Annotated in this window: 22 protein-coding genes; 11 read left to right on the plus strand and 11 right to left on the minus strand. The window is 69.0% G+C overall.

Going from position 1 to position 26,922, the window contains the following annotated elements; translation table 11 throughout:
• Positions 1 to 2: 2 nt before the first annotated feature.
• Positions 3 to 1,511: a glycosyltransferase family 87 protein gene (locus AMK11_RS11850; protein ID WP_073726071.1), complete on the minus strand. Its 1,509-nt coding sequence runs from the start codon at positions 1,509 to 1,511 to the stop codon at positions 3 to 5.
• Between the two features lie 120 nt (positions 1,512 to 1,631).
• Positions 1,632 to 4,025 (minus strand): transglycosylase domain-containing protein, encoded by a 2,394-nt coding sequence (locus tag AMK11_RS11855; protein ID WP_073726073.1) that lies wholly within the window; start codon positions 4,023 to 4,025, stop codon positions 1,632 to 1,634.
• Positions 4,026 to 4,680: 655 nt separating this feature from the next.
• Here AMK11_RS11855 and AMK11_RS11860 point away from each other — a divergent pair.
• The 4 genes from AMK11_RS11860 to AMK11_RS11875 all read left to right on the plus strand — a co-directional run bounded on the left by AMK11_RS11860 (position 4,681) and on the right by AMK11_RS11875 (position 8,440).
• Positions 4,681 to 5,358 (plus strand): PadR family transcriptional regulator, encoded by a 678-nt coding sequence (locus AMK11_RS11860; protein ID WP_073726075.1) that lies wholly within the window; start codon positions 4,681 to 4,683, stop codon positions 5,356 to 5,358.
• Between the two features lie 44 nt (positions 5,359 to 5,402).
• Positions 5,403 to 6,485, plus strand: coding sequence for an inositol-3-phosphate synthase (locus AMK11_RS11865; RefSeq protein WP_073726077.1), 1,083 nt, complete (start codon positions 5,403 to 5,405; stop codon positions 6,483 to 6,485).
• A gap of 78 nt (positions 6,486 to 6,563) precedes the next feature.
• Positions 6,564 to 7,823, plus strand: coding sequence for an MFS transporter (locus tag AMK11_RS11870; protein WP_073726079.1), 1,260 nt, complete (start codon positions 6,564 to 6,566; stop codon positions 7,821 to 7,823).
• A 122-nt stretch (positions 7,824 to 7,945) separates the two neighbouring features.
• On the plus strand, positions 7,946 to 8,440 hold the full coding sequence (locus AMK11_RS11875; protein ID WP_073726081.1) for an LppU/SCO3897 family protein: 495 nt from the start codon (positions 7,946 to 7,948) through the stop codon (positions 8,438 to 8,440).
• A 66-nt stretch (positions 8,441 to 8,506) separates the two neighbouring features.
• On the opposite strand, the gene AMK11_RS11880 is transcribed toward AMK11_RS11875, so the two are convergent.
• The gene (locus AMK11_RS11880) at positions 8,507 to 9,976 is read right to left on the minus strand and encodes a CCA tRNA nucleotidyltransferase (RefSeq protein WP_073726083.1); all 1,470 of its coding nucleotides are present in this window, start codon (positions 9,974 to 9,976) and stop codon (positions 8,507 to 8,509) included.
• A gap of 225 nt (positions 9,977 to 10,201) precedes the next feature.
• On the opposite strand from AMK11_RS11880, the gene AMK11_RS11885 reads away from it, so the two are divergent.
• The 7 genes from AMK11_RS11885 (at position 10,202) to trxA (ending at position 20,041) form a co-directional block, all read left to right on the plus strand.
• Complete coding sequence (locus tag AMK11_RS11885) at positions 10,202 to 12,598, plus strand: DUF6049 family protein (protein ID WP_073726085.1); 2,397 nt, start codon at positions 10,202 to 10,204, stop codon at positions 12,596 to 12,598.
• Positions 12,599 to 12,641: 43 nt separating this feature from the next.
• On the plus strand, positions 12,642 to 15,038 hold the full coding sequence (gene murJ / locus AMK11_RS11890) for a murein biosynthesis integral membrane protein MurJ (protein ID WP_073726087.1): 2,397 nt from the start codon (positions 12,642 to 12,644) through the stop codon (positions 15,036 to 15,038).
• 139 nt (positions 15,039 to 15,177) lie between these two features.
• A complete protein-coding gene (locus AMK11_RS11895; RefSeq protein ID WP_073726089.1) occupies positions 15,178 to 16,893 on the plus strand; it encodes a protein kinase family protein in 1,716 nt (571 codons plus the stop codon).
• Between the two features lie 30 nt (positions 16,894 to 16,923).
• Entirely contained in the window at positions 16,924 to 17,667 is a 744-nt protein-coding gene (gene sigM / locus AMK11_RS11900) for an RNA polymerase sigma factor SigM (RefSeq protein WP_073726091.1), read from the plus strand.
• A 17-nt stretch (positions 17,668 to 17,684) separates the two neighbouring features.
• Positions 17,685 to 18,533 carry an anti-sigma factor family protein gene (locus AMK11_RS11905; RefSeq protein WP_107429673.1) on the plus strand — a complete coding sequence of 283 codons (849 nt, stop codon included), beginning with the start codon at positions 17,685 to 17,687 and terminating at the stop codon, positions 18,531 to 18,533.
• Between the two features lie 165 nt (positions 18,534 to 18,698).
• Positions 18,699 to 19,667: a thioredoxin-disulfide reductase gene (gene trxB, locus AMK11_RS11910; protein ID WP_073726095.1), complete on the plus strand. Its 969-nt coding sequence runs from the start codon at positions 18,699 to 18,701 to the stop codon at positions 19,665 to 19,667.
• Positions 19,668 to 19,708: 41 nt separating this feature from the next.
• Positions 19,709 to 20,041 carry a thioredoxin gene (gene trxA, locus AMK11_RS11915; protein ID WP_073726097.1) on the plus strand — a complete coding sequence of 111 codons (333 nt, stop codon included), beginning with the start codon at positions 19,709 to 19,711 and terminating at the stop codon, positions 20,039 to 20,041.
• A gap of 81 nt (positions 20,042 to 20,122) precedes the next feature.
• On the opposite strand, the gene AMK11_RS11920 is transcribed toward trxA, so the two are convergent.
• The 8 genes from AMK11_RS11920 to rnpA form a co-directional block, all read right to left on the minus strand.
• Positions 20,123 to 20,740 carry a GNAT family N-acetyltransferase gene (locus AMK11_RS11920; protein WP_073726099.1) on the minus strand — a complete coding sequence of 206 codons (618 nt, stop codon included), beginning with the start codon at positions 20,738 to 20,740 and terminating at the stop codon, positions 20,123 to 20,125.
• Positions 20,741 to 21,068: 328 nt separating this feature from the next.
• Positions 21,069 to 22,169: a ParB/RepB/Spo0J family partition protein gene (locus tag AMK11_RS11925; protein WP_073726101.1), complete on the minus strand. Its 1,101-nt coding sequence runs from the start codon at positions 22,167 to 22,169 to the stop codon at positions 21,069 to 21,071.
• The gene (locus AMK11_RS11930) at positions 22,166 to 23,239 is read right to left on the minus strand and encodes a ParA family protein (RefSeq protein WP_073726103.1); all 1,074 of its coding nucleotides are present in this window, start codon (positions 23,237 to 23,239) and stop codon (positions 22,166 to 22,168) included. Before AMK11_RS11930 ends, AMK11_RS11925 begins: the two co-directional genes overlap by 4 nt.
• 248 nt (positions 23,240 to 23,487) lie before the next feature.
• The gene (rsmG, locus tag AMK11_RS11935; protein ID WP_073726105.1) at positions 23,488 to 24,207 is read right to left on the minus strand and encodes a 16S rRNA (guanine(527)-N(7))-methyltransferase RsmG; all 720 of its coding nucleotides are present in this window, start codon (positions 24,205 to 24,207) and stop codon (positions 23,488 to 23,490) included.
• Between the two features lie 126 nt (positions 24,208 to 24,333).
• Entirely contained in the window at positions 24,334 to 24,846 is a 513-nt protein-coding gene (locus AMK11_RS11940) for a Jag family protein (protein ID WP_073726107.1), read from the minus strand.
• Between the two features lie 15 nt (positions 24,847 to 24,861).
• Positions 24,862 to 26,157 (minus strand): membrane protein insertase YidC, encoded by a 1,296-nt coding sequence (gene yidC / locus AMK11_RS11945; protein WP_073726109.1) that lies wholly within the window; start codon positions 26,155 to 26,157, stop codon positions 24,862 to 24,864.
• 3 nt (positions 26,158 to 26,160) lie between these two features.
• A complete protein-coding gene (yidD, locus tag AMK11_RS11950; RefSeq protein ID WP_073726111.1) occupies positions 26,161 to 26,535 on the minus strand; it encodes a membrane protein insertion efficiency factor YidD in 375 nt (124 codons plus the stop codon).
• Complete coding sequence (gene rnpA, locus AMK11_RS11955) at positions 26,532 to 26,903, minus strand: ribonuclease P protein component (RefSeq protein WP_073726113.1); 372 nt, start codon at positions 26,901 to 26,903, stop codon at positions 26,532 to 26,534. Before rnpA ends, yidD begins: the two co-directional genes overlap by 4 nt.
• Between the last annotated feature and the right edge of the window lie 19 nt (positions 26,904 to 26,922).

Below are 26,922 nucleotides of genomic sequence, written 5' to 3' on the forward strand. Positions count from 1 at the left end.
GCTCAGGGCGAACCGCCCGTCTGCCGGCTCACGCCCCACCGCACCTGTGGCCCCTCGAAGTGAGCGGCGTGCTGCCCGGGATGAGCCGCTGGTCCCAGGACGAAGACGTCCTGCGCGCCGTCGAGCACCCCGCCCGAGGGGTCGTCGTCGCCCGTGCGCCGGACCGGGTCCCGTTCCGGCATCAGGATGTCGCGCACGACCATCGCGCACAGGAACAGCGTTCCCAGCAGGTGTGCGCCGATGGCCCAGTGGTAGCCGTCCGTCGGCAGGCCCTTGTGGGCGTCACCGCTGGTCGTGTAGGCGAGGTACATCCAGATGCCCAGGAAGTACGCGACCTCGCACGCCTGCCAGATCAGGAAGTCACGCCACTTCGGCCGGGCCAGCGCGGCCAGCGGCACCAGCCAGAGCACGTACTGCGGTGAGTAGACCTTGTTGGTGAGGATGAACGCGGCGACGATCAGGAAGGCGAGCTGGGCGAACCTGGGGCGCCGGGGCGCCGTGAGGGTGAGCGCCGCGATGGCGCCGCAGCACAGCAGCATCAGGAGCGTGGCGAGGGTGTTGACGGTCTCGGTGCTGGGCGGGTCGTCGGAGTTGTGGGCCAGGATCAGCCAGAAGGAACCGAAGTCGACGCCCCGCTCCTGGCTGAACGTGTAGAACTTCGACCAGCCCTCGAAGGCGAAGAGCATCACCGGCAGGTTCACCACCAGCCAGGCGACCGCCGCTCCTCCCAGCGCCTTCCCGAACTCACGCCATCTTCCGGCACGCCAGCACAGCACCAGCAGCGGTCCGAGGATCAGGAAGGGGTAGAGCTTGGCGGCCGTGGCCAGGCCCAGCAGGACACCGAAGGCCACCGGGCGCCTCCGCGACCACATCAGGAGGGCGGCGGCCGTCAGGGCGACCGCCAGCAGGTCCCAGTTGATGGTGGCGGTCAGGGCGAAGGCGGGCGCGAGGGCGACCAGCAGTCCGTCCCAGGGGCGCCGGGCATGGGTGCGGGTCACGCAGACGGCGATGACGGCCGCGCAGACCATGAGCATCCCGGCGTTGACCATCCAGTACCACTGCTCCTGGTGCTGGATGGAGCCGCTGCCCGGGGTGAGCCAGGACGCGACCTCCATGAACACGCCGGTCAGCACCGGGTACTCGAGGTACTCCATGTCGCCGGGAAGCTTGTCGAAGTACGGCACCAGGCCGTCGACGAACCCGCGCCCCTGGTACAGGTGCGGGATGTCCGAGTAGCACGCGTGCGTGTACTGGGAGCTGGCACCGAAGAACCAGGCGCCGTTGTAGCAGGGCGCCTTCTGGACCAGGCCGAGGGCGAACATGCCGATCGCCACGAGCGCGATCACCCGCACAGGCGTCCACCAGGACGTCCCGACAAGGGCCCGCCGCCCGACCGGGCCGCCGATCAGCTCACTACCGGCCGCGGCGACCGCGTCCTCCCGGGTCGGCCGCACCGAATCCGGCTCGCGCACGCTCGCTGGCGTCGATTCTGCACTGGGCATGGGGCACATCCTGCCGTACGCCCCTGGGAAAGGGCCGGGGCCGCCGCACCCTTGTCGGTGCGGCGGCCCCTGTTTCACGTGAAACGTGCGGGTGTTTCACGTGAAACACCCATGCGGCGCGTTCTGCGGCTAGCCGTTCGGCCCCCCGAATAGGCCGCCGCCACCGTTCTGGTTGCCTCTACTGTCGTCCTCTTCGCCTGTCGGACTGGGTGACGTCGAGGGCGACGGGCTGCCGCCCGGGGCGCCTGAGTCGTTGCCGACGCTGCCGTTGCCGCCGCTGTTCCCTTCCTCGCAGTTCCACTCCCAGACGCCGCAAGTGTCTCCCGGCGAGGGGGAGGGGCTGGTGTTCTCGCTCTGGCTGGGCGACGAGGACGGCGACGGGCTCGACTCTTCTTCTTCCTCCTCCGACTTGGAGGGCGAAGGAGTCGGACTCGGCGACGGGGCGTCGTTGACGACCTCGCCGATGGGCTCCGGCTTCGGGAACTTCTCCGGCGTGGTGCCCTTCAGCGCGTCCTCCATGTAGTCCTGCCAGATCTCGGACGGGAACGACGCACCGTGGATCTTCTTCTCGCCACCCGTTCCGTACATCTCCAGGAACTTGCGGTCCTTGATGGACTCGTCGTCCGGATAGCGGAACATGCTGATCGCGGTGGACAGCTGCGGCGTGTACCCGACGAACCAGGCGGACTTGTTGCCGTCCGTGGTACCGGTCTTGCCCGCCACCTCACGGCCGGGCAGCTGGGCGTTGGTACCCGTGCCGTCCTCGACGACGGTCTTCAGGATGTCCGTGACGTTGTCCGCCACCAGAGACGTGAACGCCTGCTCGGTCTTGACCTTGTGCGTGAAGATCGTCTGACCCTCGCGCGTCACCTTGGTCACGGAGTAGGGCTCGCGCTGCTTACCGCTGGCCGCGAAGGTGGCGTACGCGTCCGCCATGCGGATGGCGCTCGGGCTGGAGACACCGATGGAGAACGACGGGTAGCCGGCGCCCGCGAGGCTGTCCTCGAGAAGACCCGAGGCGACGGCGGCCTCCTTCACCTTGTCCAGACCGACGTCCATGCCCAGCTGCACGAAGGCGGAGTTCACCGACAGCCGCATCGACTCCCGGATGTCGATCTGGTAGTTCGGCGGCTCACCGACCGATTCCTTGCCGTCGTTCTCCTGCAGCCACTGCTCGCCGTCCTCGTTCTTCCAGATCGTCCCGTCATAGTTCTTGATCTTGAGGTCGTTCTTGCCGCTGTAGAGGCTCTTCGGGGAGACGATGGTGCGTTCGTCCTGGGCCTGGATCGGACCGAGCTCGGGGTCGCGCACGCCCCACTTCATCGCCGCCGCGAGCACGAAGGGCTTGAACGTCGACCCGACCTGGGCGCCGGTCACATCGGCGTTGTTGGTGAAGTGCTTGGTCGCGTCCTGTCCGCCGTACACGGCCTTGATGGCGCCCGTCTCCGGGTCCACGGACGCCCCGCCGAACTGGACGTGTGTGTCCTTCTCGGGACGCTTTTCGGGGTCGATCTTCTCCTTGTAGACCTTCTGCACCGCGGCCTCGAGATCGTCGACCTTCTTCTTGTCGAAGGTCGTGTGAATCGAGTAGCCGCCCTTCTCCAGCTGGTCGCGGGTGGCGACGTTGTTCTTGATCAGGGTCGACTTGGCGAGATCGACGAGGTAGCCGATCTGGCCGCCCAGCTTGGCGTTCGACCGCGGGCTCTGCCAGTCCGGCAGCGTCTTGTACTTGGCACGCTCCGCCGCGCTCAGGTAGTCGTACTCGACCATCTTGTTGAGCGTGTCCTGCATCTGCCTGAGGGCGCGCTCCTGATTCGCCTTGGGCGTGGCAGCCGGGTCGATGGAGGTCGCCCCCGCCGGGTCGTAGTACGTGGCGCCCTTGACCATGGCCGCGAGGAACGCGCACTCACCCGGGTTGAGGTCGACCGCGTCCTTGTTGAAGTACGCCCGGGCGGCGGCCTGGATGCCGTAGGCACCGCGTCCGTAGTAGGCGGAGTTCAGGTAGCCCTCGAGGATCTTGTCCTTCGGCTCCTCGGCACCGACCTTGATCGAGACGAAGATTTCCTTGACCTTGCGGGAAAGCGTCTGGGACTGGTCGTTCAGCATCGCGTTCTTCACGTACTGCTGAGTGATGGTGGACCCGCCCTGTGTGTCACCGCCGGTGGCCATGTTGAACACAGCCCGGGCGATTCCCTTCGGGTCGATGCCGCTGTCGCTGTAGAAGGTCTTGTTCTCCTGCGCGATGACCGCGTGCCGCATCTCCTCGGGGATCCGTGACAGATCGACGATCTGGCGGTTGCGGTCACCGCCCGTCGCGACCATCTGGGTGCCGTCGGCCCAGTAGTAGACGTTGTTCTGAGCCTCCGCGATCTTGGCGACGTCGGGGACGCCCACCATGGCGTACGCGATGCCCGCGGCGGCCACCAGGCTGCCGAAGAAGCCGATGCACAGGCCGGACACGAGCTTCCACGAGGGCACCCACCGGCGCCACCCGTCCCGGTCACGGCGCGGATAGTCGATCATCCGCTTCTTGCCGGGCGGCGCCCCGCGGCCCCTCCCGGGGCTGGCGGGAGCGGCCCGCCGGCCGCCGCGACCGGGCTCGGCCGCTCTGCGGCGGCCGCCTGCGCTGCGCTGTGCCGCACGCCTGGCTTCGGCACGGCTCCCGTACGGACGCTCCTCGTCCTCATGGCCGTGCGAGCCGGACGGAGACCCTGTGGCGCCCCGCGGTGCCGCGCGGCGGCCGGAGGACGAGCCGGACTGGCCGCGTCGGGCCGCGGCACGTCCGCCTCCCTGCGGCTGCGGCGGTTTGCGACGGTGCTCGCTCATCGAACGACTACTCCTCGGGCAGGCGCACCTTTGCGCGCCTGGAAAAGGCGGCTGGTTTCCGGTCCCCCCGAAGTACGGATGCGGTCCCTTCCGCATTCACCCGTACTGCACCAGGGACAGGGACGCCCACAGGCGTCACTCGGTTCCCGGTGGTCTGCATGGCGCACAGACTACGCACCGTCAAAACCCCCGAGCCGCGAAGTTCACCTCAAATCAGGCAACTTGCTCGCGATGAAACCCTGATGTGATCCCGTTCACCGATCCCCCCCTTGTCGCGCACGGAAGCTCGTTCTATCGTGCTGATGTATCGAGTCGATACATCAGCGCGGCATAAGGGCGAGAGGAGGCGACGATGAGCCGGCGTTCCGGCATCCTCGAGTTCGCCGTACTCGGCCTGCTCCGCGAATCCCCGATGCACGGCTACGAGCTGCGCAAACGACTCAACACATCACTGGGTGTGTTCCGGGCGTTCAGCTACGGGACGCTCTACCCCTGCCTCAAGACGCTGGTCGCCAACGGCTGGTTGATCGAGGAACCGGGGAACGTCGGCGAGGCCGCCGCCTCCCTCACGGGACGCCGCGCCAAGATCGTCTACCGGTTGACGGCCGACGGCAAGGAACACTTCGAGCAGCTCCTCTCACAGACGGGCCCGGACGCGTACGAGGACGAGACCTTCGCCGCTCGCTTCGCGTTCTTCGGCCAGACGTCGCGTGACGTGCGCATGCGCGTTCTCGAGGGCCGGCGCAGCCGGCTGGAGGAGCGCCTGGAGAAGATGAGCGCCTCCCTGGCCCGTACCCGGGAGCGACTCGACGACTACACGCTTGAGCTCCAGCGCCACGGAATGGAGTCCGTGGAGCGCGAGGTGCGCTGGCTGAACGAGCTCATCGAGAGCGAGCGGGCGGGGCGGGACCTGCGGGGTTCCGCGTCGGAGGGGACCGCTCAACAGGACACGACATCTGGAGCGACGGGCGGCCTGCCCCGGACCGGGGACGACCCCCGGCCGGATACGCCCGGCGACACCGCCACGTGAGCGCCCAGTCAGGGCCTCACTCGTACACACAGGGAGCAACCGGAATGGGTTCGGTTCGCGTAGCCATCGTCGGCGTGGGCAACTGCGCCGCATCGCTGGTGCAGGGCGTCGAGTACTACAAGGACGCCGACCCGGCGTCCAAGGTCCCGGGCCTGATGCACGTCCAGTTCGGCGACTACCACGTCCGTGACATCGAGTTCGTCGCCGCCTTCGACGTGGACGCCAAGAAGGTCGGCCTGGACCTGGCGGACGCCATCGGCGCCTCCGAGAACAACACCATCAAGATCTGCGACGTGCCGAACAGCGGCGTCCAGGTCCAGCGCGGCCACACCCTCGACGGTCTCGGCAAGTACTACCGCGAGACGATCGAGGAGTCCGCCGAGGAGCCGGCCGACATCGTCCAGGTCCTCAAGGACAAGCAGGTCGACGTCCTCGTCTGCTACCTGCCCGTCGGCTCCGAGGACGCGGCGAAGTACTACGCCCAGTGCGCCATCGACGCCAAGGTCGCCTTCGTCAACGCCCTTCCGGTCTTCATCGCCGGCACCAAGGAGTGGGCGGACAAGTTCACCGAGGCGGGCGTCCCGATCGTCGGTGACGACATCAAGTCGCAGGTCGGCGCCACCATCACGCACCGCGTCATGGCAAAGCTGTTCGAGGACCGGGGCGTCGTCCTGGACCGCACGATGCAGCTGAACGTCGGCGGCAACATGGACTTCAAGAACATGCTCGAGCGCGACCGCCTCGAGTCGAAGAAGATCTCCAAGACGCAGGCCGTCACCTCGCAGATCCCCGACCGGGACATGGGCGAGAAGAACGTCCACATCGGCCCGTCCGACTACGTCGCGTGGCTGGACGACCGCAAGTGGGCCTACGTCCGTCTCGAGGGCCGCGCGTTCGGCGACGTCCCGCTGAACCTGGAGTACAAGCTCGAGGTCTGGGACTCCCCGAACTCCGCGGGTGTCATCATCGACGCCCTGCGCGCCGCGAAGATCGCCAAGGACCGCGGCATCGGCGGTCCGATCCTGTCGGCGTCGAGCTACTTCATGAAGTCCCCGCCGGTCCAGTACTTCGACGACGAGGCCCGCGCCAACGTCGAGAAGTTCATCGCCGGCGAGGCCGAGCGCTGACGAGCGCCGGCTCCGGCACGTCGGAGGTCCCCGGGTCACGTGACCCGGGGACCTTTCCCGTATGTGAGGCTGTGCCCCATGGCCGTCGTCCGTGACCTGCGCGTCCTGTTGCGCCTGAAGGGCTTCAGGCGCCTGCTCGCCGTGCGCCTGCTCTCCCAGGGCGCCGACGGGGTCTACCAGGTCGCGCTCGCCACCTACGTCGTCTTCTCCCCGGAGAAGCAGACCTCCCCCGCCGCGATCGCCTCCGCGATGGCGGTCCTGCTGCTCCCCTACTCCCTGGTGGGCCCCTTCGCCGGCGCCCTCCTGGACCGCTGGCGCCGCCGTCAGGTCTTCCTGTACGGCAACCTGCTGCGCGCCGCACTGGCCTCGGTGACGGCGGTCCTGATGATGGCCTCCGTACCGGACTGGCTCTTCTACGTCTCCGCGCTCTGCGTCACCGCCGTCAACCGCTTCGTCCTCGCCGGCCTGTCCGCCGCGCTGCCGCGCGTGGTCGACGCCGAGCGCCTGGTGATCGCCAACTCGCTCTCCCCGACCGCCGGCACCCTTGCCGCCACGGCTGGCGGCGGCCTCGCATTCGTCGTCCGCCTCGTGGTGGCGGACTCCGACGCCGCCGTGGTGCTGCTCGGAGCCGCCCTGTACCTGTGCGGGGCACTGGCGTCACTGAGCATCGCCGTGGAACTGCTCGGGCCGGACCGTACGCAGGCGCCGCGTCTGGCGTCGGCGCTCGCCGTCACCGCCCGCGACCTGGTGTCGGGGGTACGCCACCTTGCCGCGCCCGCGCGCCGGGAGGCGGCCTGGTCGCTCGCGGGCATGACGCTGATGCGGTTCTGCTACGGCGCCCTGCTGGTCATGCTGCTGATGCTGTGCCGGTACGCCCTGACCTCGGACACGGACGAGGGGCTCGCCCTGCTGGGGGTGGCGCTGGGTGTCTCCGGCGCGGGCTTCTTCGCCGCCGCCGTGGTCACGCCCTGGGCGGCGGGACGGCTCGGGCCCGGACGCTGGATGGCCGTGTGTGCGGGGATCGCCACGGTGCTGGTGCCTGCGCTCGGGCTGCCGTTCGCCACCGTGCCGCTGCTCGTCGCGGCGTTCGTTCTCGGGCTGACGACCCAGGGGGCGAAGATCGCCACGGACACGGTGGTGCAGTCCTCGGTCGACGACGCCTTCCGTGGCCGGATCTTTTCCGTCTACGACGTCCTGTTCAACGTCGCCTTCGTCGGCGCCGCCGGGGTGGCCGCCCTGATGCTGCCCCCGGACGGCCGTTCGGTCACGCTGATCGTGACAGTCGCCCTGGTCTACGGAGCGGTTGCGGTGGCTATGACCCGGTTTGAAAGTCAGTAAGTGTCACATCAGTGCCACGAAGCCCCACTGGACTACAGAGTTGTCAGTGGGGAGCGATAGCTTACGTGGGTCTTATTCGCGACATGTTCGCGACACGTACCTATCTCTTCAGGGGGAACCCAGTGACCACTCCGCCGCCCCAGGGCAACCCGTTCGCGCAGGGCCAGCCGACTGCTCCGCAGCAGCCCCAGGGCATGAACCCGTACGCGCAGGGCCAGCAGGGCTTCCCGCAGCAGGCCGGCCAGCCGGGATTCCCCCCGCCCGGCGCGCCCGTTCCGCCGCCCTCCCGCTCCAGCCGGGTCAAGAAGAAGCTGCTGAGCATCGTCGGCGTCATCCTGGTGGCCGCCCTGCTCGGCGTGGGCAAGTGGTACCTGGGACAGTCGGACGCCGAGACCACCGCGGTGGGCGACTGCATGCACAACGAGGGCTCGCAGATCACCCCGGAGCTCAAGACGGTCGACTGCTCCTCGAGTGACGCGGAGTACGAGGTGGTCGAGAAGTTCGACAACACCAGCGACGACAGCAAGTGCGAGGCGGTCAAGGAAGCGACGATCGCCTACTACCAGACGGGCGACAGCAGCCACAGGGTCGTGCTCTGCCTCAAGGAAGTGAAGTAGCCCACGCCCTGGACGCGGAAAAGCGGGGTCATGTTTCACGTGAAACATGACCCCGCTTTCGCATGCTCACCGCTCCTGCGCGGCCCACCACTCCTTGAGCGCACCCACCGCGGCGTCGTGCTCCATCGGCCCGTTCTCCAGGCGCAGCTCCAGCAGGTGCTTGTACGCCTGGCCCACCGCCGGCCCGGGGCTGACGCCGAGGATCTCCATGATCTGGTTGCCGTCCAGGTCCGGGCGGATCGCGTCCAGCTCCTCCTGCTCCTGGAGCTGAGCGATCCGCTCCTCCAGCCCGTCGTATGCACGGGAGAGCGCCGAGGCCTTGCGCTTGTTGCGGGTCGTGCAGTCCGAGCGGGTCAGCTTGTGCAGGCGGTCCAGCAGAGGGCCGGCGTCCCGGACGTACCGGCGGACCGCGGAGTCCGTCCACTCGCCGGTGCCGTAACCGTGGAACCGCAGGTGCAGCTCGACCAGGCGCGAGACGTCCTTCACCAGCTCGTTGGAGTACTTGAGCGCGGTCATGCGCTTCTTCGTCATCTTCGCCCCGACCACTTCGTGGTGGTGGAACGAGACCCGCCCGTCCTTCTCGAAGCGGCGCGTGCGCGGCTTGCCGATGTCGTGCAGCAGCGCGGCCAGCCGGAGGGTGAGGTCGGGGCCCTCGGTCTCCAGGGCCATCGCCTGTTCCAGAACGATCAGCGTGTGGTCGTAGACGTCCTTGTGCCGGTGGTGCTCGTCCCGCTCCAGCCGCAGGGCCGGCAGCTCGGGAAGGACGTGCTCTGCCAGCCCGGTCTCCACCAGCAGGGACAGGCCCTTGCGGGGGTGGGGCGAGAGGATGAGCTTGTTCAGCTCGTCCCGGACCCGCTCGGCCGAGACGATGCCGATGCGCCCGGCCATGTCCGTCATGGCCTTCACGACCTCGGGCGCCACCTCGAAGTCGAGCTGTGCGGCGAACCGGGCGGCGCGCATCATCCGGAGCGGATCGTCCGAGAACGACTCCTCGGGGGTGCCCGGGGTGCGCAGGACTCGGGCCGCGAGGTCCTCGAGCCCGCCGTGCGGGTCGATGAACTCCTTCTCCGGCAGCGCGACGGCCATCGCGTTCACGGTGAAGTCGCGCCGGACGAGATCGTCGTCGATGGAGTCGCCGTACGACACCTCCGGCTTGCGCGAGGTGCGGTCGTACGCCTCCGACCGATACGTGGTCACCTCGATCTGCCAGATCCGGTCAGCGTCTCCCACGCCGGCGGCCTTCTGTGCCCCGACCGTGCCGAAGGCGATCCCGACGTCCCAGACCGCGTCCGCCCAGGGCTTCATGATCTTCAGTACGTCCTGCGGGCGGGCGTCGGTCGTGAAGTCCAGATCATTGCCGAGCCGGCCGAGCAACGCGTCCCGGACCGAGCCGCCGACCAGGGCGAGGGAGAACCCGGCCTCCCGGAAGCGGCGGGCGAGGTCGTCGGCGACAGGGGCGACCCGCAGCAGTTCACTCACCGCTCGGCGCTGCTCCTGGCTGGGGACACTGGGGTTGGCTTCGTTGGCGTTCGGCACAACAGAAAAGGGTACGTGGCTCGCGCGGAACCCCGCGCCCCCTTTGATCGCGCACCGAACACCCCTCATAGGCGCCCCTCCCTATATAGGCGCACATACGGGACCGCCGCGGCCGGCGGCGGATCTTGTGGCGTACGTCGCGGCACTTACCCTCAGCGCGCATCGTTACCATGCGTGGACGCACATTCCGACGACCACTGACGATGACGAGGGACGGGCGAGCGCGTGGCCGAGGCGGCAGACTTCCAGGGGACCAGTCCCTCACCTGCCCGCCGGTGGCTACGGCGCACCACGGCACTGGTCGCGGGCGCGCCGCTGCTGGCCGGCCTGGTCCAGCTGCCGGCCGCGGGCCCCGCGCACGCCGACGGGCAGCCCTCCGCGAAGGCCGACGGCGACGCGGGCTCCGTGGCCGTCGCCGTCGACTCGCTCACCCCCTCGGCACCCACCGACGGCGACACGGTGACCGTGTCCGGCACCGTGACCAACAACGGCAAGCAGACCGTCACCGACGCCCACGTGGGTCTGCGGCTGGGACCCGAGATCAACACCCGCTCGTCCGTCGACGCGATCGCCAAGGACGCCGACGACCTCCAGGGGTCCATTCCTCCGGAGATCGACGACAAGTACACGGAGAAGTTCTCCAAGCTCACCCCCGGCGTCGCCGAGCACTTCAACATCTCGGTACCGGTCGACGACCTGGAACTCGGCGACGACGGCGTCTACGAATTCGCCGTGTCCCTCTCCGGGGAGACCTCCGCCCAGCCCTGGGAGCGGGTCCTCGGCATCCAGCGCACCTTCCTGCCCTGGCAGCCCGACGAGGCCGGCACCAAAACGAAGACGACGGCGCTGTGGCCGCTCGTCTCCACCACGCACATGGCCGCCGAGACCGGGCCGAACGAGGAACAGACACCGGTCTTCCTCAACGACGACCTGGCCGAGGAGATCTCCCCCGGGGGGCGCCTCAACCAGATGGTGACGCTCGGCAAGGACCTCGACGTCACCTGGGTCGTCGATCCCGACCTGCTGGCGTCCGTCGACGCGATGACGGGAAACTACAGCGTCCGCGACGGAGACAAGACGGTCGCCGGCACCCACCAGGACGTGGCCAAGCAGTGGCTCGCCGACCTCCAGGACGCGGTGGCCGACGCGGAGGTCATCTCCCTCCCCTTCGCCGACCCCGACCTGGCCTCCCTGGCCCACAACGGCACCGACGTCACCGGCTCCCTCAGCCAGCTCAAGAGCGCCACGGACGTCATCCACAACACGGTCGACCCGATCCTGCACGTGAAGCCGAGCACCGACTTCGCCTGGCCCGTGGACGGCGCGGTCGACCGCTCCATCGTCAAGGTCGCCACCTCGGCGGGCGCCGACAAGGTGATCGCCCGCAGCGACAGCCTCCAGGAGACCAGCGGCCTGCCGTACACGCCCTCCGCGGCGCGCCCCGTCGGCGGCGGCACGACGGCAGTCGTCGCGGACTCCCGGCTGTCCAGGGCGTTCGAGGGCGACCTGACCGACGCCTCCGCGTCCACGCTCGCGGTCCAGCGGTTCCTCGCCCAGAGCCTGTCCCTGAACCTCCAGACCGGCAAGCAGCGCAGCATCGTCATCGCCCCGCAGCGGATGCCCTCCGGCAGCCAGGCCCGCGCGATGGCCGAGGCGCTGCGCGCGCTGCAGGACGGCACCTGGTCCGAGTCCCAGAAGCTGTCGGCGGCCGCCGCGGCCAAGCCCGACCCGGACGCCACCACGAAGGTCCCGAGTGCCTCCGCCTACCCCGCGTCCCTGCGCAGGCAGGAGCTGCCCCGGTCGGCGTTCGTGCAGATCGCGCGCACACAGGACGCGCTCGACAACTTCAAGGTCGTCCTGTCCGACCCGTCCCGGGTGGCGACCCCCTTCGGACGCGCGCTGAACCGGGAGATGTCCGCGTCCTGGCGCGGCCGGGCCGACGAGGCGAAGTCCTTCCGCACCAGGGTGAAGACATACCTCGACGGACTGACCGGCCGGGTCAGGCTGATCGACAAGTCGGAGACGAAGCTCTCCGGCCGCAGCGCCACGATCCCCGTGACGGTGCAGAACAACCTGGTGCAGGACGTCGGGCCCCTGGTCCTGCGGCTCACCTCCACCAACCCGACCCGTCTGGAGATCGACGGCGCCGACTACGAGGAGCAGCCGATCTCCGTCTCCGGCGGCCACAGCCAGTCGGTGAAGTTCACCACGTCGGCCAACGCCAACGGCCGGGCCACGGTGGTCGCCCAGCTCTACACGATGGACGGGCGCGCGTACGGCGACCCCGTCACCTTCGACGTGAAGGTCACCGAGATCACGGCCACCGTGATGCTCGTCATCGGCGGCGGCGTCCTGCTGCTCGTCCTGGCCGGCTTCCGCATGTACACCCAGCGCAAGAGGGCCGCGGCCCGCGACGCCGAGAAGGGCGAGGCGGGTGACGCGGAGGACGCCGAGGACACCGAGGACGGTCCGGAGAACCCGGAAGGCCCCGGCGAGCGTCTCAGCGAGGAGTCCGACGCACGCCCCCGGGCAGGCGACCCGGAGCAGCCGAGTGACCCGGCACCGGACACCGCAGCGGAAAACGCCGACCCGTCCGGCACGGGTGAGAGAGTGGACCGTTGAGGATGTCGTGGCCGTGGGCCCGGGACGATGAGGTGGGGTAACCATGAACGCGCCGTACGACGGTGACCGCGGTGGGACCGCGGACGGCTCGGGTCACCCCGAGGGTCCGCCGGCCGACCCCGGACAGACACCGCCGCAGCCGCACGCGGACATGTACCTCCAGGACGCCTACGACCAGGATCCCTACCGGGCGCACGACCTCGCCGCCCAGGACCCGGTCTCCGAGGCGCTCTACGACCGCGCCGCGCACCCGCCACCGCCGCCGGGCACGCACCCGCCCCAGCAGCCGCTGTACTCCCAGCCCCCCCAGTCGCCCTACGCCCCCGACCCGCGCGTCTGGGCCCAGACACCGGCTCCTGAACCGGAGGGCCCCACGCAGTACCTGCCGTACGGCGACGATCCGCGCACCACTCAGTTCGTCGGCGTCGACGACCTGGTCACCCAGGCGGGCGAGCAGCGCCACGAGCCGGACGCGTTCGCCCACCTGTTCCGCGACCAGCAGCAAGGCGGCGGCCACCCCTCCTACGACGACCACGCCTCCGTCCCCGCCCCCGCCTCGGCGCCGGGCCAGTACGGAGGCGGACCCGGGCAGCAGCCGGGCCAGTACGGCTACCCCCAGGGGCACGCTCAGTACGAGAACGCTCCGGCACCCGGGCCGTACGGCGCGCAACCGCCGGCGTACGGGCAGCAGCACGCGGCGCCCGCTCCGGGCCAGTACGCGGTGGCTCCCACCCCCGAAGCGGCCGAGGCCCCCCTCCAGGAGCCCGAGCCGGCACCCGAGCCCGCACCGGCCGCCGCGCCGAAGAAGGGCGGACGTGCGGGCGGCCTGCTGAAGTCGAGCGCCGTGATGGCGGCGGGCACGATGGTGTCGCGGCTGACCGGGTTCGTCCGGTCGGCGCTGATCGTCTCGGCACTGGGCGTCGGTCTGCTGGGCGACACCTTCCAGGTCGCCTACCAGCTGCCGACCATGATCTACATCCTGACCGTCGGCGGCGGTCTGAACTCGGTCTTCGTACCGCAGCTCGTGCGGGCCATGAAGGAGGACGAGGACGGTGGCGAGGCCTACGCCAACCGCCTGCTGACCCTCGTCATGGTGGCGCTCGGCGTCCTCACCGTGATCACGGTCTTCGCCGCGCCTCTGCTGATCCGGCTCCTGTCCAACCCCGTGGCCAGTGACCCGGCCGCGAACGAGGTCGGGATCACCTTCGTCCGCTACTTCCTGCCCTCGATCTTCTTCATGGGCCTCCACGTGGTGATGGGGCAGATCCTCAACGCACGCGGCAGGTTCGGCGCGATGATGTGGACCCCGGTCCTGAACAACATCGTCATCATCGTGACCCTGGCGATGTTCATCTGGGTGTACGGCACCGCGGAGACCTCCGGGATGAAGGTCACGAGCATCCCGCCGGAGGGCGAGCGGCTGCTCGGCATCGGCGTCCTGCTGGGCCTCATCGTGCAGGCCCTGGCGATGATCCCCTACCTGCGGGAAACGGGCTTCCGGCTCCGGCCGCGCTTCGACTGGAAGGGCCACGGACTCGGCAAGGCGATCACCCTCGCCAAGTGGACGGTCCTGTTCGTCCTCGCCAACCAGGCGGGCGCCATGATCGTCATCCAGCTCTCCACGGCCGCCGGCAAGGCATCGCCCGTCGACGGCACCGGCTTCGCCGCCTACGCCAACGCCCAGCTGATCTGGGGCCTGCCGCAGGCCATCATCACCGTCTCCCTGATGGCGGCCCTGCTGCCCCGCATCTCCCGCTCGGCCTCCGAGGACGACGGCGGCGCGGTCCGGGACGACATCTCCCAGGGCCTGCGCACCACGGCCGTCGCGATCGTTCCCGTCTCCTTCGGTTTCGTCGCCCTCGGCATCCCGATGTGCACGCTCATGTTCGGCTCCTCGGGCACGAGCGAAGCCACCAACATGGGCTACATGCTGATGGCCTTCGGCCTCGGCCTCATCCCGTACTCCGTCCAGTACGTCGTACTGCGCGCCTTCTACGCCTACGAGGACACCCGGACGCCCTTCTACAACACCGTCATCGTGGCCGTGGTCAACGCCGCTGCCTCGGCGCTGTGTTTCCTCCTCCTGCCCTCGCGCTGGGCCGTCGTCGGCATGGCCGCCTCCTACGGGCTGGCCTACGTGATCGGTGTCGGCGTCGCCTGGCGCAGGCTGCGCAAGCGGCTCGGCGGGGATCTCGACGGCGCACGGGTGCTGCGGACGTACGCCCGGCTGTGCATCGCCTCCGTGCCGGCGGCCCTGCTCAGCGGCGCGGCCTGCTACGCGGTCAGCCGTGCGCTCGGCCAGGACGTCCTGGGATCGTTCGCCGCGCTGCTGGCCGGCGGTGTGCTGCTGTTCGGCGTCTTCTTCGTCGCCGCCCGCCGCATGCGCATCGAGGAAGTCAACTCGCTGGTCGGCATGGTGCGCGGACGCCTGGGACGCTGAGAGGCGGGGTAGGCGCACAACCATCGTTCACCGCCGTGTGTCGTGCATAGCGGCGGACTGTGGGCACAATTGGGTTCGGCGTCGGACCGCGCGCATCGGGAGCCGGTCGGCGCGCATCGAATGGGGAGGCAGAACGACGGTGGCGGAACGGAGCACAGCTGCCGTCGACGTGGCAGACAACAGCGGTGACGAGCCGCTGACCGCACAGGCGGACCAGTCCACGGCCGACGGGGTGGCCAACAACCGGGAGCGGGACACGGACAGCGACGAGGCACAGGGGAGCCCGAAGAGCGAGGAATCCGGCAAGGCCTCGCCTCCCGAACTGCACAGCGGGCACAAACTCGCCAGACGCTACCGCCTCGAGGAGTGCGTCACCCGTCTGGACGGCTTCAGCAGTTGGCGGGCCGTCGACGAGAAGCTCCGCCGCGCCGTCGGCGTGCACGTCCTCCCGGCGGACCACTCCCGCGCCCGCTCCGTGCTGGCCGCGGCACGCTCCTCCGCCCTGCTCGGCGACCCGCGCTTCGTCCAGGTCCTCGACGCCGTCGAGGACAACGACCTGGTCTACGTCGTGCACGAATGGCTCCCCGACGCCACCGAGATGACCGCGCTGCTCGCCTCCGGCCCGCTGGAGGTGTACGACGCCTACCAGATGGTCAGTCAGGTCGCCTCCGCGATGGCGGCGGCCCACCGTGAAGGCCTCGCCCATCTGCGTCTGAGCCCCAACGCCGTGCTGCGGACCTCGACGGGCCAGTGGCGGATCCGCGGTCTCGCCGTCAACGCCGCCCTGCGCGGCATCAGTTCCGAGACCCCCCAGCGCACCGACACGGAGGCCATCGGGGCCCTGCTGTACGCGGCGCTCACCCAGCGCTGGCCGTACGAGACCGACGCGCACGGGCTGGCAGGTCTGCCGAAGGACATCGGACTGATTCCGCCCGACCAGGTGCGCGCGGGCGTCCACCGCGGCCTGTCCGAGCTCACCATGAGGGCGCTCGTCAACGACGGCGCCACGGCCTCCCGCCACGAGTCCCCGTGCACCACGCCGGAGGAGCTGGTGAAGGCGATCGGCGAGATGCCCCGCATCCGCCCGCCGGAGCCCGCGTACACGGCCCCGCCCGAGTACCAGCGCACCGCCTACCAGCAGGGCGCCTACGGCCGTCCGGCACCACGTCCCGGCGCCACGCGGCCCGTGCCGACGCCGCCGCCACCGCTGCAGAGCCGTACCGGCAAGGCGCTGAAGTGGAGCGTCTCCGCCCTGCTGATCGCCGCGCTCGGCCTGGGCAGCTGGCAGCTCGCCGACGCGCTCATGGAGCGGGGCGGCAAGGCCGACGACCAGAACCAGACCCAGACGACGGACGGCGACGACAAGAACGAGAAGCAGTCCCGTCCGGCGAAGCCGATCGCGGTTCAGGGAGCTCAGGAGTTCGTCGTCAAGGGCGACGCGCAGCACCCGGGGGACGTCGGCAAGACCTACGACGGCGACAGCGCGACCCTCTGGCGGACCAACAGCTTCTACGAGGGGCCGGTCATCGGGCCGTTCAAGCCGGGCGTCGGCATCGTCTACGACCTCGGCTCGTCCAAGGACCTGTCGACGGCGGACGTCGGCCTCTTCTACGGCGGCGACCACACGACGGTGGAGCTGTACGCCGCGGACTCCTTGCAGCCCTCGTCGATCGACGCGATGCGGAAGATCGGCACGGTCACCACCAGCGGTACCGACGCCACGGTCAAGCTCACCAAGCCGGTGAAGACGCAGTACGTCCTCGTGTGGCTCACCGCTCTGCCCCATGCGCCGGGCGACAAGTACAGCGACCCCGGGTACAAGCAGGCCATCACCGACGTGACGTTCAAGGGCTGAGAGCCCGGCGGCTGAAGGGGAGGGGGTCCGATGGCAGACGGCACCGCCTATGGCGACGTCAGCGATCAGGATCTCCTCGCCCGCCATGTCGAGGGCGACCCCGACGCCTTCGGCGAGCTCGTCCGCCGTCACCGCGACCGTCTCTGGGCCGTGGCCCTGCGGACGCTGGGGGACCGAGAGGAGGCCGCCGACGCCGTTCAGGACGCCCTCGTCTCCGCCTACCGGGCCGCCCACACCTTCCGTGGTCAGGCGGCCGTCACGACCTGGCTGCACCGGATCACGGTGAACGCCTGCCTGGACCGCGCCCGCAAGGCCGCCTCCCGGAAGACCGCTCCGGTCGATGACACCGAGCGCCTGGAACAGCTCCTGGAACCGCACGAGTCGGCATCGGCCCCCGCCGAACGCAACGACCTGCATCGCCAGCTCCTGGAGGCCCTGGGCACCCTGCCGGCCGACCAGCGGGCGGCGCTCGTCCTGGTGGACATGCAGGGCTACCCCGTCGCGGAGGCCGCCCGGATCCTGGATGTGCCGACCGGGACGGTCAAGAGCAGATGCGCGCGAGGCAGAGCCAGACTCCTGCCGCTGCTGACCCACCTGCGTCCGGACGGCAGCGGCGAGGACGCGAAGCCCGGCCAGGACAGGAAGGCCGGCGATGAACGGAACCGGACTCGGGGGACATCCGTCCCACCGGCAGCGGGACCGCGCCGTGCGGGACCGTCGGACACAGGGCCGAGCGATTCAGCCGCAGTGAAGGGCGGAGGTGGACGAGCGTGACGTCGTCGACGACAGACATGACCGGGCACCCGGACGTCGCCGAGATCTCCGACCTCACCGAGGGCCTGCTCCCTCCGTCACGGACCACGGACGTCCGACGGCACCTGGAGACCTGTGGGCTCTGCACAGACGTCTACACATCGCTGGAGGAGATCCAGGGACTGCTCGGCACCCTGCCGGGGCCGGAGCGCATGCCGGACGACGTCGCCGCCCGTATCGACGCCGCCCTCACCGCCGAGACACCACTGAGCGCAACCGCCGCCGACGACGGCGTGCGTGTTTCACGTGAAACATCGGCATCCACCGACCGTCCTGCCGGGAACGCCCGCCCCTCTTCCACGGGCCCGGGGCGCAAGGAACGCCGACGAGGCGGACGGCGCAGGATCGTACTCGGTGCCGTGGCCGCCGCAGCCACCCTCGGACTCGGCTCTGTCGTCGTCTCCTCCCTCACCGGCGGTGACCCGGCCGACGACACCGCCCACGGACAGCAGACGGCGCTCGCGGACACCTTCTCCGAGGGGAAGCTCAAGGAACAGGTCGCCGGCCTCATCGCCGACGAGCAGAGCACCCGGAACGGGCCGCGTACGCCGCGCAGCTTCGGCATGGAATCCGAGACCGGCGCCGAGAACCATGTCTTCAAGCAGCCGTCGGTTCCCGAGTGCGTCCAGCGGGGCATCGGCCGGGACGACGCGGCACTCGCCACGAAGGAGGGCGTCTACAAGGGCAAGGAGGCACTCCTCGTGGTCCTGCCCGACGCCGCCAACGACAGCCGGGTCACCGCCTACATCGTCGAGTCGGCGTGTGTGGGCCAGCCCAGCGTCAGCAAGGCCAAGGTTCTGCTGAAGCACTCCTACGCGCGCTCCTGAAAACACGCTCCTGATAACACGCTCAGCCCTCGCCCGGCGCGGGTCTGCCGTGTGCCCGGACACAGCGGGAATGCGCGCCCCTTAGGATCCGTTGGGTGGGGTGAGGGCTCCGACAGAAGCTCCACCCGGCCCTGAAGACGCAGTCCAGAGACGAGGAATGAAGCCGTGAGCGACGTCCGAAACGTGATCATCATCGGCTCCGGGCCCGCCGGCTACACGGCGGCGCTCTACACCGCGCGCGCGTCGCTGAAGCCGCTGGTGTTCGAGGGCGCCGTCACCGCGGGCGGCGCGCTGATGAACACCACCGAGGTGGAGAACTTCCCGGGCTTCCAGGACGGCATCATGGGCCCCGAGCTCATGGACAACATGCGCGCCCAGGCGGAGCGCTTCGGCGCCGAGCTGATCCCGGACGACGTCGTCGCCGTCGACCTGACCGGCGAGGTCAAGACCGTCACCGACACCGCGGGCACGGTCCACCAGGCGAAGGCCGTCATCGTCACCACCGGTTCCCAGCACCGCAAGCTCGGTCTGCCGAACGAGGACGCCCTCTCCGGTCGTGGCGTCTCGTGGTGCGCGACCTGCGACGGCTTCTTCTTCAAGGACCAGGACATCGCCGTGATCGGCGGCGGTGACACCGCGATGGAGGAGGCCACGTTCCTCTCCCGCTTCGCCAAGTCCGTGACGATCGTCCACCGCCGTGACACCCTGCGCGCCTCGAAGGCGATGCAGGAGCGCGCCTTCGCCGACCCCAAGATCACGTTCGTCTGGGACAGCGAGGTCGCCGAGGTCCAGGGCGACCAGAAGCTCTCGGGTCTGAAGCTGCGCAACGTCAAGACCGGTGAGCTCTCGGACCTGCCGGTGACCGGCCTGTTCATCGCGATCGGCCACGACCCGCGCACCGAGCTCTTCAAGGGCCAGCTCGACCTGGACCCGGAGGGCTACCTCAAGGTCGAGTCCCCGTCGACCCGCACCAACCTCACCGGTGTCTTCGCCGCCGGTGACGTGGTCGACCACACCTACCGCCAGGCCATCACCGCCGCCGGTACCGGCTGCTCCGCCGCGCTCGACGCGGAGCGCTTCCTCGCCGCGCTCACCGACGAGGACAAGGCCGAGCCCGAGAAGACCGTTGTCTGACCCACCCGCCCCACGCACCAACCATTTTTGAGGAGCCCGCCGTGGCCGAAACTCTGAAGCACGTGACCGACGACTCCTTCGAGCAGGAGGTCCTCAAGAGCGACAAGCCCGTGCTGGTCGACTTCTGGGCCGCCTGGTGCGGCCCCTGCCGCCAGATCGCGCCGTCCCTCGAGGCGATCGCCGCCGAGTACGGCGACAAGATCGAGGTCGTCAAGCTGAACATCGACGAGAACCCGGGTACGGCCGCCAAGTACGGCGTCATGTCCATCCCGACCCTGAACGTCTACCAGGGTGGCGAGGTCGCCAAGACCATCGTCGGTGCCAAGCCGAAGGCCGCGATCGTTCGCGACCTCGAGGACTTCATCGCCGAGTGACGTTTCACGTGAAACACGAAGGGGCCGACCCGGACGGGTCGGCCCCTTCGCTCTGTTTCCGTGCCCGGAACGGTGACTCCGCTACAACGGCCGCAGCGCGGGTTCCTTCTGGACGGCACCCAGCAGGCGGTCCAGAGCCATCTCCACGTCTTCCTTCCAGGACAGCGTGGAACGCAGATCCAGGCGCAGTCGCGGATGGCTGGGATGTGGGCGCACCGTCTTGAAGCCAACGGCCAGCAGATGGTCGGCAGGCAGCACACAGGCCGGTTCCTTCCAGCGGGCGTCCCCGAACGCCTCGATCGCCTTGAAGCCCCGGCGCAACAGATCCTTGGCAACCGTCTGGACCATCACCCTGCCAAGCCCCTGGCCCTGGTAGCCGGGCATCACGAACGCGGTCATCAGCTGTACGGCGTCCGACGAGACGGGGCTGGTGGGGAATGCCGTCGATCGCGGCACATAGGCGGGCGGCGCATAGAGCACGAAGCCCACCGGCACGTCGTCGACATAGACCACCCGTCCGCACGACCCCCAGTCCAGCAGGACGGCCGAGATCCAGGATTCCTTCTCCAGAGCAGGCGTGCCCGCCCTTACTGCGGCTTCGCCGCTGACGGGGTCCAGCTCCCAGAAGACGCACGTGCGACAGCGCTGGGGAAGGTCCTGAAGGTTGTCCAGCGTGAGCGGTACGAGCCGGCGCCCCATGAAGGCTGTTCCTCGCTTCCTTCGCCCGCCGCGTCCCGGGCGGCTGTCAGAGCGCTCCGCTCCCTGAGCAGGCTGCCGACGAAGCCACCGACCGCGCCCAGCCCCAAGCCCGCGCTCACCAGTCCGGTACGGCTCATCGTTCGCATGGCCCCTGCCTTCCTCTCAGAAGTGCTGCCAGGTGCTTGCGCCATCCCGATCGCATCGTATCCACGAAGCGCTGCCCTCGGCACCGGCGAAAAGCAAAGGGCGGGTCGTGTTCCGGTACGCACCGGACACGGCCCGCCCTGTTGGCAGAGGAACGCTGTGCAGCGATTCCCTCCCGAGCGCCTCAGGAGTCGAGCTCTTCGGCCTCACTGTCCGAAAGGCTCTTCTGCAGCACGGGCCCCTCGCCGGGAGCAAGGCTTCCGAGGATGCGCTCAAGGTCATCCATGGAGGCGAATTCCACGGTGATCTTGCCCTTCTTCTGCCCCAGGTCGACCTTCACCCGCGTTTCGAAGCGATCCGAGAGCCGCGTCGCCAGATCGGACAGCGCCGGGGAGACCAGAGAGCCGGCCCGAGGCCCCTTCGCCCGCTGGGGCTTCTGTGGCCGGGAGTCCATGAGGGACACGATCTCCTCCACCGCCCGGACCGAGAGCCCCTCGGCGACGATCCGGTGGGCCAGCCGCTCCTGCTCCTCCGAATCCTCGACGGAGAGGAGGGCACGCGCATGACCGGCGGAGAGCACCCCGGCGGCCACCCGGTTCTGGACCTTCGGGGAGAGCTTCAGCAGACGCAGTGTGTTCGAGACCTGCGGCCGGGAACGGCCGATGCGGTCGGCCAGCTGGTCATGCGTGCAGTTGAAGTCCTTGAGCAGCTGGTCGTAGGCGGCGGCCTCTTCGAGCGGGTTCAGCTGGGCCCGGTGCAGATTCTCCAGCAGCGCGTCCAGGAGGAGCTTCTCGTCCTCTGTGGCACGCACGATCGCCGGGATCGCCTCCAGGCCGGCCTCGCGACAGGCCCGCCAGCGACGCTCACCCATGATCAGCTCGTAGCGCGCCGGTCCCACCTGGCGCACGACGACCGGCTGGAGAAGGCCCACCTCCTTGATGGAGGTGACCAGCTCCGCCAACGCGTCACTGTCGAAGACCACACGCGGCTGCTGCGGGTTCGGGGTGATGGCGTCGAGGGGAATCTCCGCGAAGTGCGCACCCATCGGAGGCCGGAGAGACTCCGGGCCGCCCGAAGCCACCGACTCCTCTGTTTCACGTGGAACAGGCGGCAGCGTGGTCACCTTGGCCGCGGCCACACCACGGTCGTTGGGCAGCAGGGGCATCGCCGCCGGAGACGCGGGAGCCGCATTCCCCAGTGCCGCTGAAGCCACCGACTTCTCCGTCGGAGCATTGGGGATCAGTGCGCCCAGACCACGGCCCAGCCCCCTCCGTCGCTCACTCACTGGATCCCCTCCACCATGTTCGGGTCATTCTGTGCTCCGATGTGGGCGTGCGTCCCGTCGTAGCTGACGCCCACACCCTTGAGCGCGATCTCTCGCGCCGCCTCCAGATAGGAGAGGGCTCCGCTCGATCCTGGATCGTAGGTCAAGACCGTCTGTCCGTAGCTGGGGGCCTCGGAGATACGGACCGAGCGGGGAATGCTCGTCCGCAGTACCTCGTCGCCGAAGTGGCTGCGCACCTCGTCGGCGACCTGGGACGCGAGCCGCGTCCGGCCGTCGTACATGGTGAGCAGGATGGTCGACACATGCAGCGTGGGGTTGAGGTGGCCCCGCACCAGGTCGACGTTGCGCAGCAGCTGCCCCAGTCCTTCCAGCGCGTAGTACTCGCATTGGATCGGGATCAGCACCTCCTGGCCGGCGACCAGCGCGTTGACCGTCAGTAGGCCGAGGGAGGGCGGGCAGTCGATGAGGATGTAGTCCAGCGGCTGCTCGTACGCCTGGATCGCCCGCTGAAGCCGGCTCTCTCGTGCCACCAGGGACACCAGCTCGATCTCCGCACCGGCGAGATCGATCGTGGCGGGTGCGCAGAAGAGACCTTCGACGTCCGGGACCGGCTGGACCACCTCCGAGAGCGGCCTGCTCTCGACCAAGACGTCATAGATGGACGGAACCTCGGCGTGGTGATCGATCCCCAGAGCGGTGGAGGCATTGCCCTGCGGATCGAGGTCGACGACCAGGACCCGCGCCCCGTGCAGCGCGAGCGACGCGGCAAGGTTAACGGTTGTCGTCGTCTTGCCCACACCGCCCTTCTGGTTGGCGACCACCATGACCCTGGTCTGCTCGGGCCGCGGCAGCCCCTCACCGGCGCGGCCCAGAGCCTCCACCGCCAGTTGGGCAGCACGACCGATCGGAGTGTCGTCCATCGGCGGCGGTGTTTCACGTGAAACATCCGCCCCCATCGACTCGGTACGGGGACCGGGGACCGGATCGGTCATCGGTCCCGCGATATTGGCGTCGGACCGCAAGGATTCACTCTCCTCGACTTCAGGCTCGCAATGAACAGAGCCTCCCATGTCTGCGGGGTCATGAACCAGTGAGGCCTGTTGTTCTGTGGAGAAATCCACCTCTGTGGACAACTCCGTACCCTCTCCGAGCGACCCGAGAGGCTTTCGGTCGCGGGGGTCGGCCGCAGCGCGGCCCCGACTGATGATGCCGTGCAGCAGTGAGCGACGTTTCACGTGAAACACGATGCAGCGCCGCCGAAGCCGATCAGCCGCGACACTCCGGCACGCCCACGGAGGGCAGCTTGTGTGGAGTACCGCTATCCGCGACGCCGCCGCGCACGGCCGGTCCGCGCCGCCTTGGCCCGCTTGGCGGCGAAACGCACTCCACCAGGGCTCTCACCGACCTCGACCCGCACCACGGTGGACAGGGGATCCACGACTCCCTCACCCACATGCAGGATGGAGGTCTCCACCGCCCCCAGCTTGCTGAGCGCCGTGGCCGCGGCCTTCAGCTCCTCCTCAGCCGTATCGCCCTTGAGCGCGAGCATCTCGCCGTACGGGCGCAGCAGCGGAACCCCCCAGGTGGCCAAACGGTCCAGCGGAGCAACGGCGCGGGCCGTCACCACATGCACCGGCGGCAACTTCCCCATGACCTCCTCGGCCCGGCCACGCACCACGGTCACATGGTCCAGGCCCAGAAGCTCCACGACTTCGGTCAGGAAGTTGGTGCGCCGCAGCAGAGGCTCCAGGAGGGTGATCTTCAGATCCTCCCGGACGAGCGCCAGCGGGATCCCGGGCAGGCCGGCACCCGAACCGACATCGCACACCGTCACGCCCTCGGGCACGACCTCCGAGAGCACCGCGCAGTTCAGCAGATGCCGCTCCCACAGACGGGGAACTTCACGCGGACCGATCAGACCACGCTTCACCCCCGCCTCGGCGAGCAGCTCGGCGTAGCGGACCGCGTCCGCGTACCGAGCACCGAACACGTCGCGTGCCTGCTCGGGAACAGGGGGAAGCTCCGCTGCCTCCGTCACGAGGGGACCGTCCTTCCGTACGGCACCGGCGCACCAGACGCCGCTGCCAGAACCACCAGAACTATCAGGCTGACAAAATTCGGCCCCGTCTGCGCAACAGACGGGGCCGGAGAACGTGGGGACCGATCAGGCGGGAAGCACGACGACGAAGCGCTCCGGCTCCTCGCCCTCGGACTCGCTGCGCAGTCCCGCGGCCTTGACCGCGTCGTGCACGACCTTGCGCTCGAACGGCGTCATCGGCTTCATCCGCACCGGCCCGCCGCTGCTCTTGGCCTCGGCCGCCGCCTTGGCACCCAGCTCGGACAGCTCGGCCCGCTTGTTGGCCCGGTAGCCCGCGATGTCGAGCATCAGCCGGCTGCGGTCGCCGGTCTCCCGGTGCACGGCCAGGCGCGTGAGCTCCTGGAGAGCCTCCAGCACCTCGCCGTCCCGGCCGACCAGCTTCTGCAGGTCCCGGCTGTTGCTGTCGCTGATGATCGAGACGGAGGCACGGTCGGCCTCGACGTCCATGTCGATGTCGCCGTCGAGGTCGGCGATGTCGAGCAGACCCTCCAGGTAGTCCGCGGCGATCTCGCCCTCGTTCTCGAGACGAGTCAGGGTGTCTGCGCCCTCGGCAGCGGCGGAGGTGGTGCCTTCCGTCACGGGATGGACTCCTTCTTACTTCTTCGACGGGGACTTGGGCCGCTGCGGGCCCTTGCGCTGCCCGGACTGGGCCTTGCTGCGGCCACCGCCGCCGGGCTTCTGTGCGGGCTTCTTGGCGGTGCCGGCGGACTTGCCGCCCTGCTGGCCGTCCTCCGGCTCGCCGGACTTGCTGAGGGAGGTCTTGGCCTCCGGCTCACCGGCGGGCTCACCGGCCTGCTTGGCGGACTGGCGCTGCGCCTTGCTCTGTCGCTTGGGCTGCTGCCGCTTGGGCGCCGCGGTGGTGCCGGACGCGCCGTCCGCGCTCTGGGCGGCGGCGGGTGCCTCGCCCTTCACCACGGTGCCGTCGGCCTGGGCCGCGAGGCCCGCCTTGTTCAGACCGTTGACGAACTTGCGCTCGAACTCGTTGCGGTCCCGGCCCTTGGCGACGATGGCCTTGACGACGGACCGCTGACCACGACCGCGCGTCTTGCCGGTCTCGGTGACGTGCTTGAGCAGGCGCTCCAGGTAGGCGGCCTGGGCCTTGGACCCCGGGGTCGGGTTGTTGCGGATGACGTACATCTGCTGACCCATGGTCCACACGTTCGTGGTCAGCCAGTAGACGAGGACGCCGACGGGGAAGTTGATGCCGAAGACGGCGAACATGATCGGGAAGACGTACATCAGCATCTTCTGCTGCTGCATGAACGGCGTCTTCACCGTGGTGTCGACGTTCTTGGTCATCAGCTGGCGCTGAGTGAAGAACTGCGACGCCGACATCAGCACGATCATGATCGCGGTGACGACCCGGACATCCGTCAGCGAGGACCCGAGGGCCTCCACCTTGGACGCGTCGTCGGTGAACTTGGCGGCCAGCGGCGCGCCGAAGATGTGGGCCTTCTGAGCGCTGGCCAGCAAGCGCTCGTTGATCACGCCGATGGTGTCGTTCGACGCGATCGAGTTGAGCACGTGGTACAGGGCGAAGAAGAACGGAGACTGCGCCAGGATGGGAAGGCACGAGGAGAGCGGGTTGGTGCCCGTCTCCTTGTACAGCTTCATCATCTCTTCGGACTGGCGCTGCTTGTCGTTCTTGTAGCGCTCCTGGATCTTCTTCATCTCCGGCTGGAGCGTCTGCATCCCGCGCGTCGCCTTGATCTGCTTCACGAAGAGCGGGATCAGGCAGATGCGGATGAGGATCACCAGGGACACGATGGACAGGCCCCAGGCCCATCCGGTGTCAGGGCCGAAGATGGCGCCGTACACCGTGTGGAACTGGACGATGACCCAGGAGACAGGTGTCGTGATGAAACTGAAGAGGCTGGCAATCGTGTCCACTAATCATGCTCCTTGGGCATGGGACGGGGTCTCTGCGGCCGGACTCGAAGGACTGGACGGACTCGTCGGAGAAGTCTGTCCCTCGTTGGCCGGTTCGGCGGCGGAGGTCCCGCCCTTGCGTGCACGCCAGGCGTCACGCAGCATTTCGTGCCACCGCGGGCGTTTGCGCGGCGGAACATGGTCCACTCCACCCAGCGACCACGGATTGCACCGAAGGATGCGCCAGGCAGTGAGCACCGTGCCTTTGAGAGCACCGTGTCGGTCGATGGCCGTGTAGCCGTAGTGGGAACACGACGGGTAGTACTTGCACACCGGCCCCAGCAGAGGACTGATCGTCCACTGGTACAGCTTGATCAGAGCCAGCAGCGGGTACTTCATCGCGCGCCCCCTCCCAGTAGCCGCTTCAGGGCGGCGTCCAGGTCTCGGGCCAGCTGTGCATGGTCGGCGTCGCCCGCACCGGGCAGCGCTCGTACCACTACCAGGCTACCGGGGGGAAACAGGTCGATCCGGTCGCGCATCAGATGGCGAAGCCTGCGCTTCACCTTGTTGCGCACCACCGCACCACCCACGGCTTTGCTCACGACGAAACCCGCACGTGTCGGGGGAGCGCTCTCCCCAGGCGCGTGCGGGTCCGTGGCACCGCTTCGAAGGTGGACGACCAGGGCCGGGCGTCCGGCCCGGCGGCCTCGTCGTACCGCGGTCGCGAAGCCCTCGCGCCGCCTCAGCCGGTACTCGGTGGGCAGCACGACGTCATGACCTGACCGG

The sequence above is a fragment of the Streptomyces sp. CB02414 genome (assembly GCF_001905385.1).
Classification (GTDB): Bacteria; Actinomycetota; Actinomycetes; order Streptomycetales; family Streptomycetaceae; genus Streptomyces.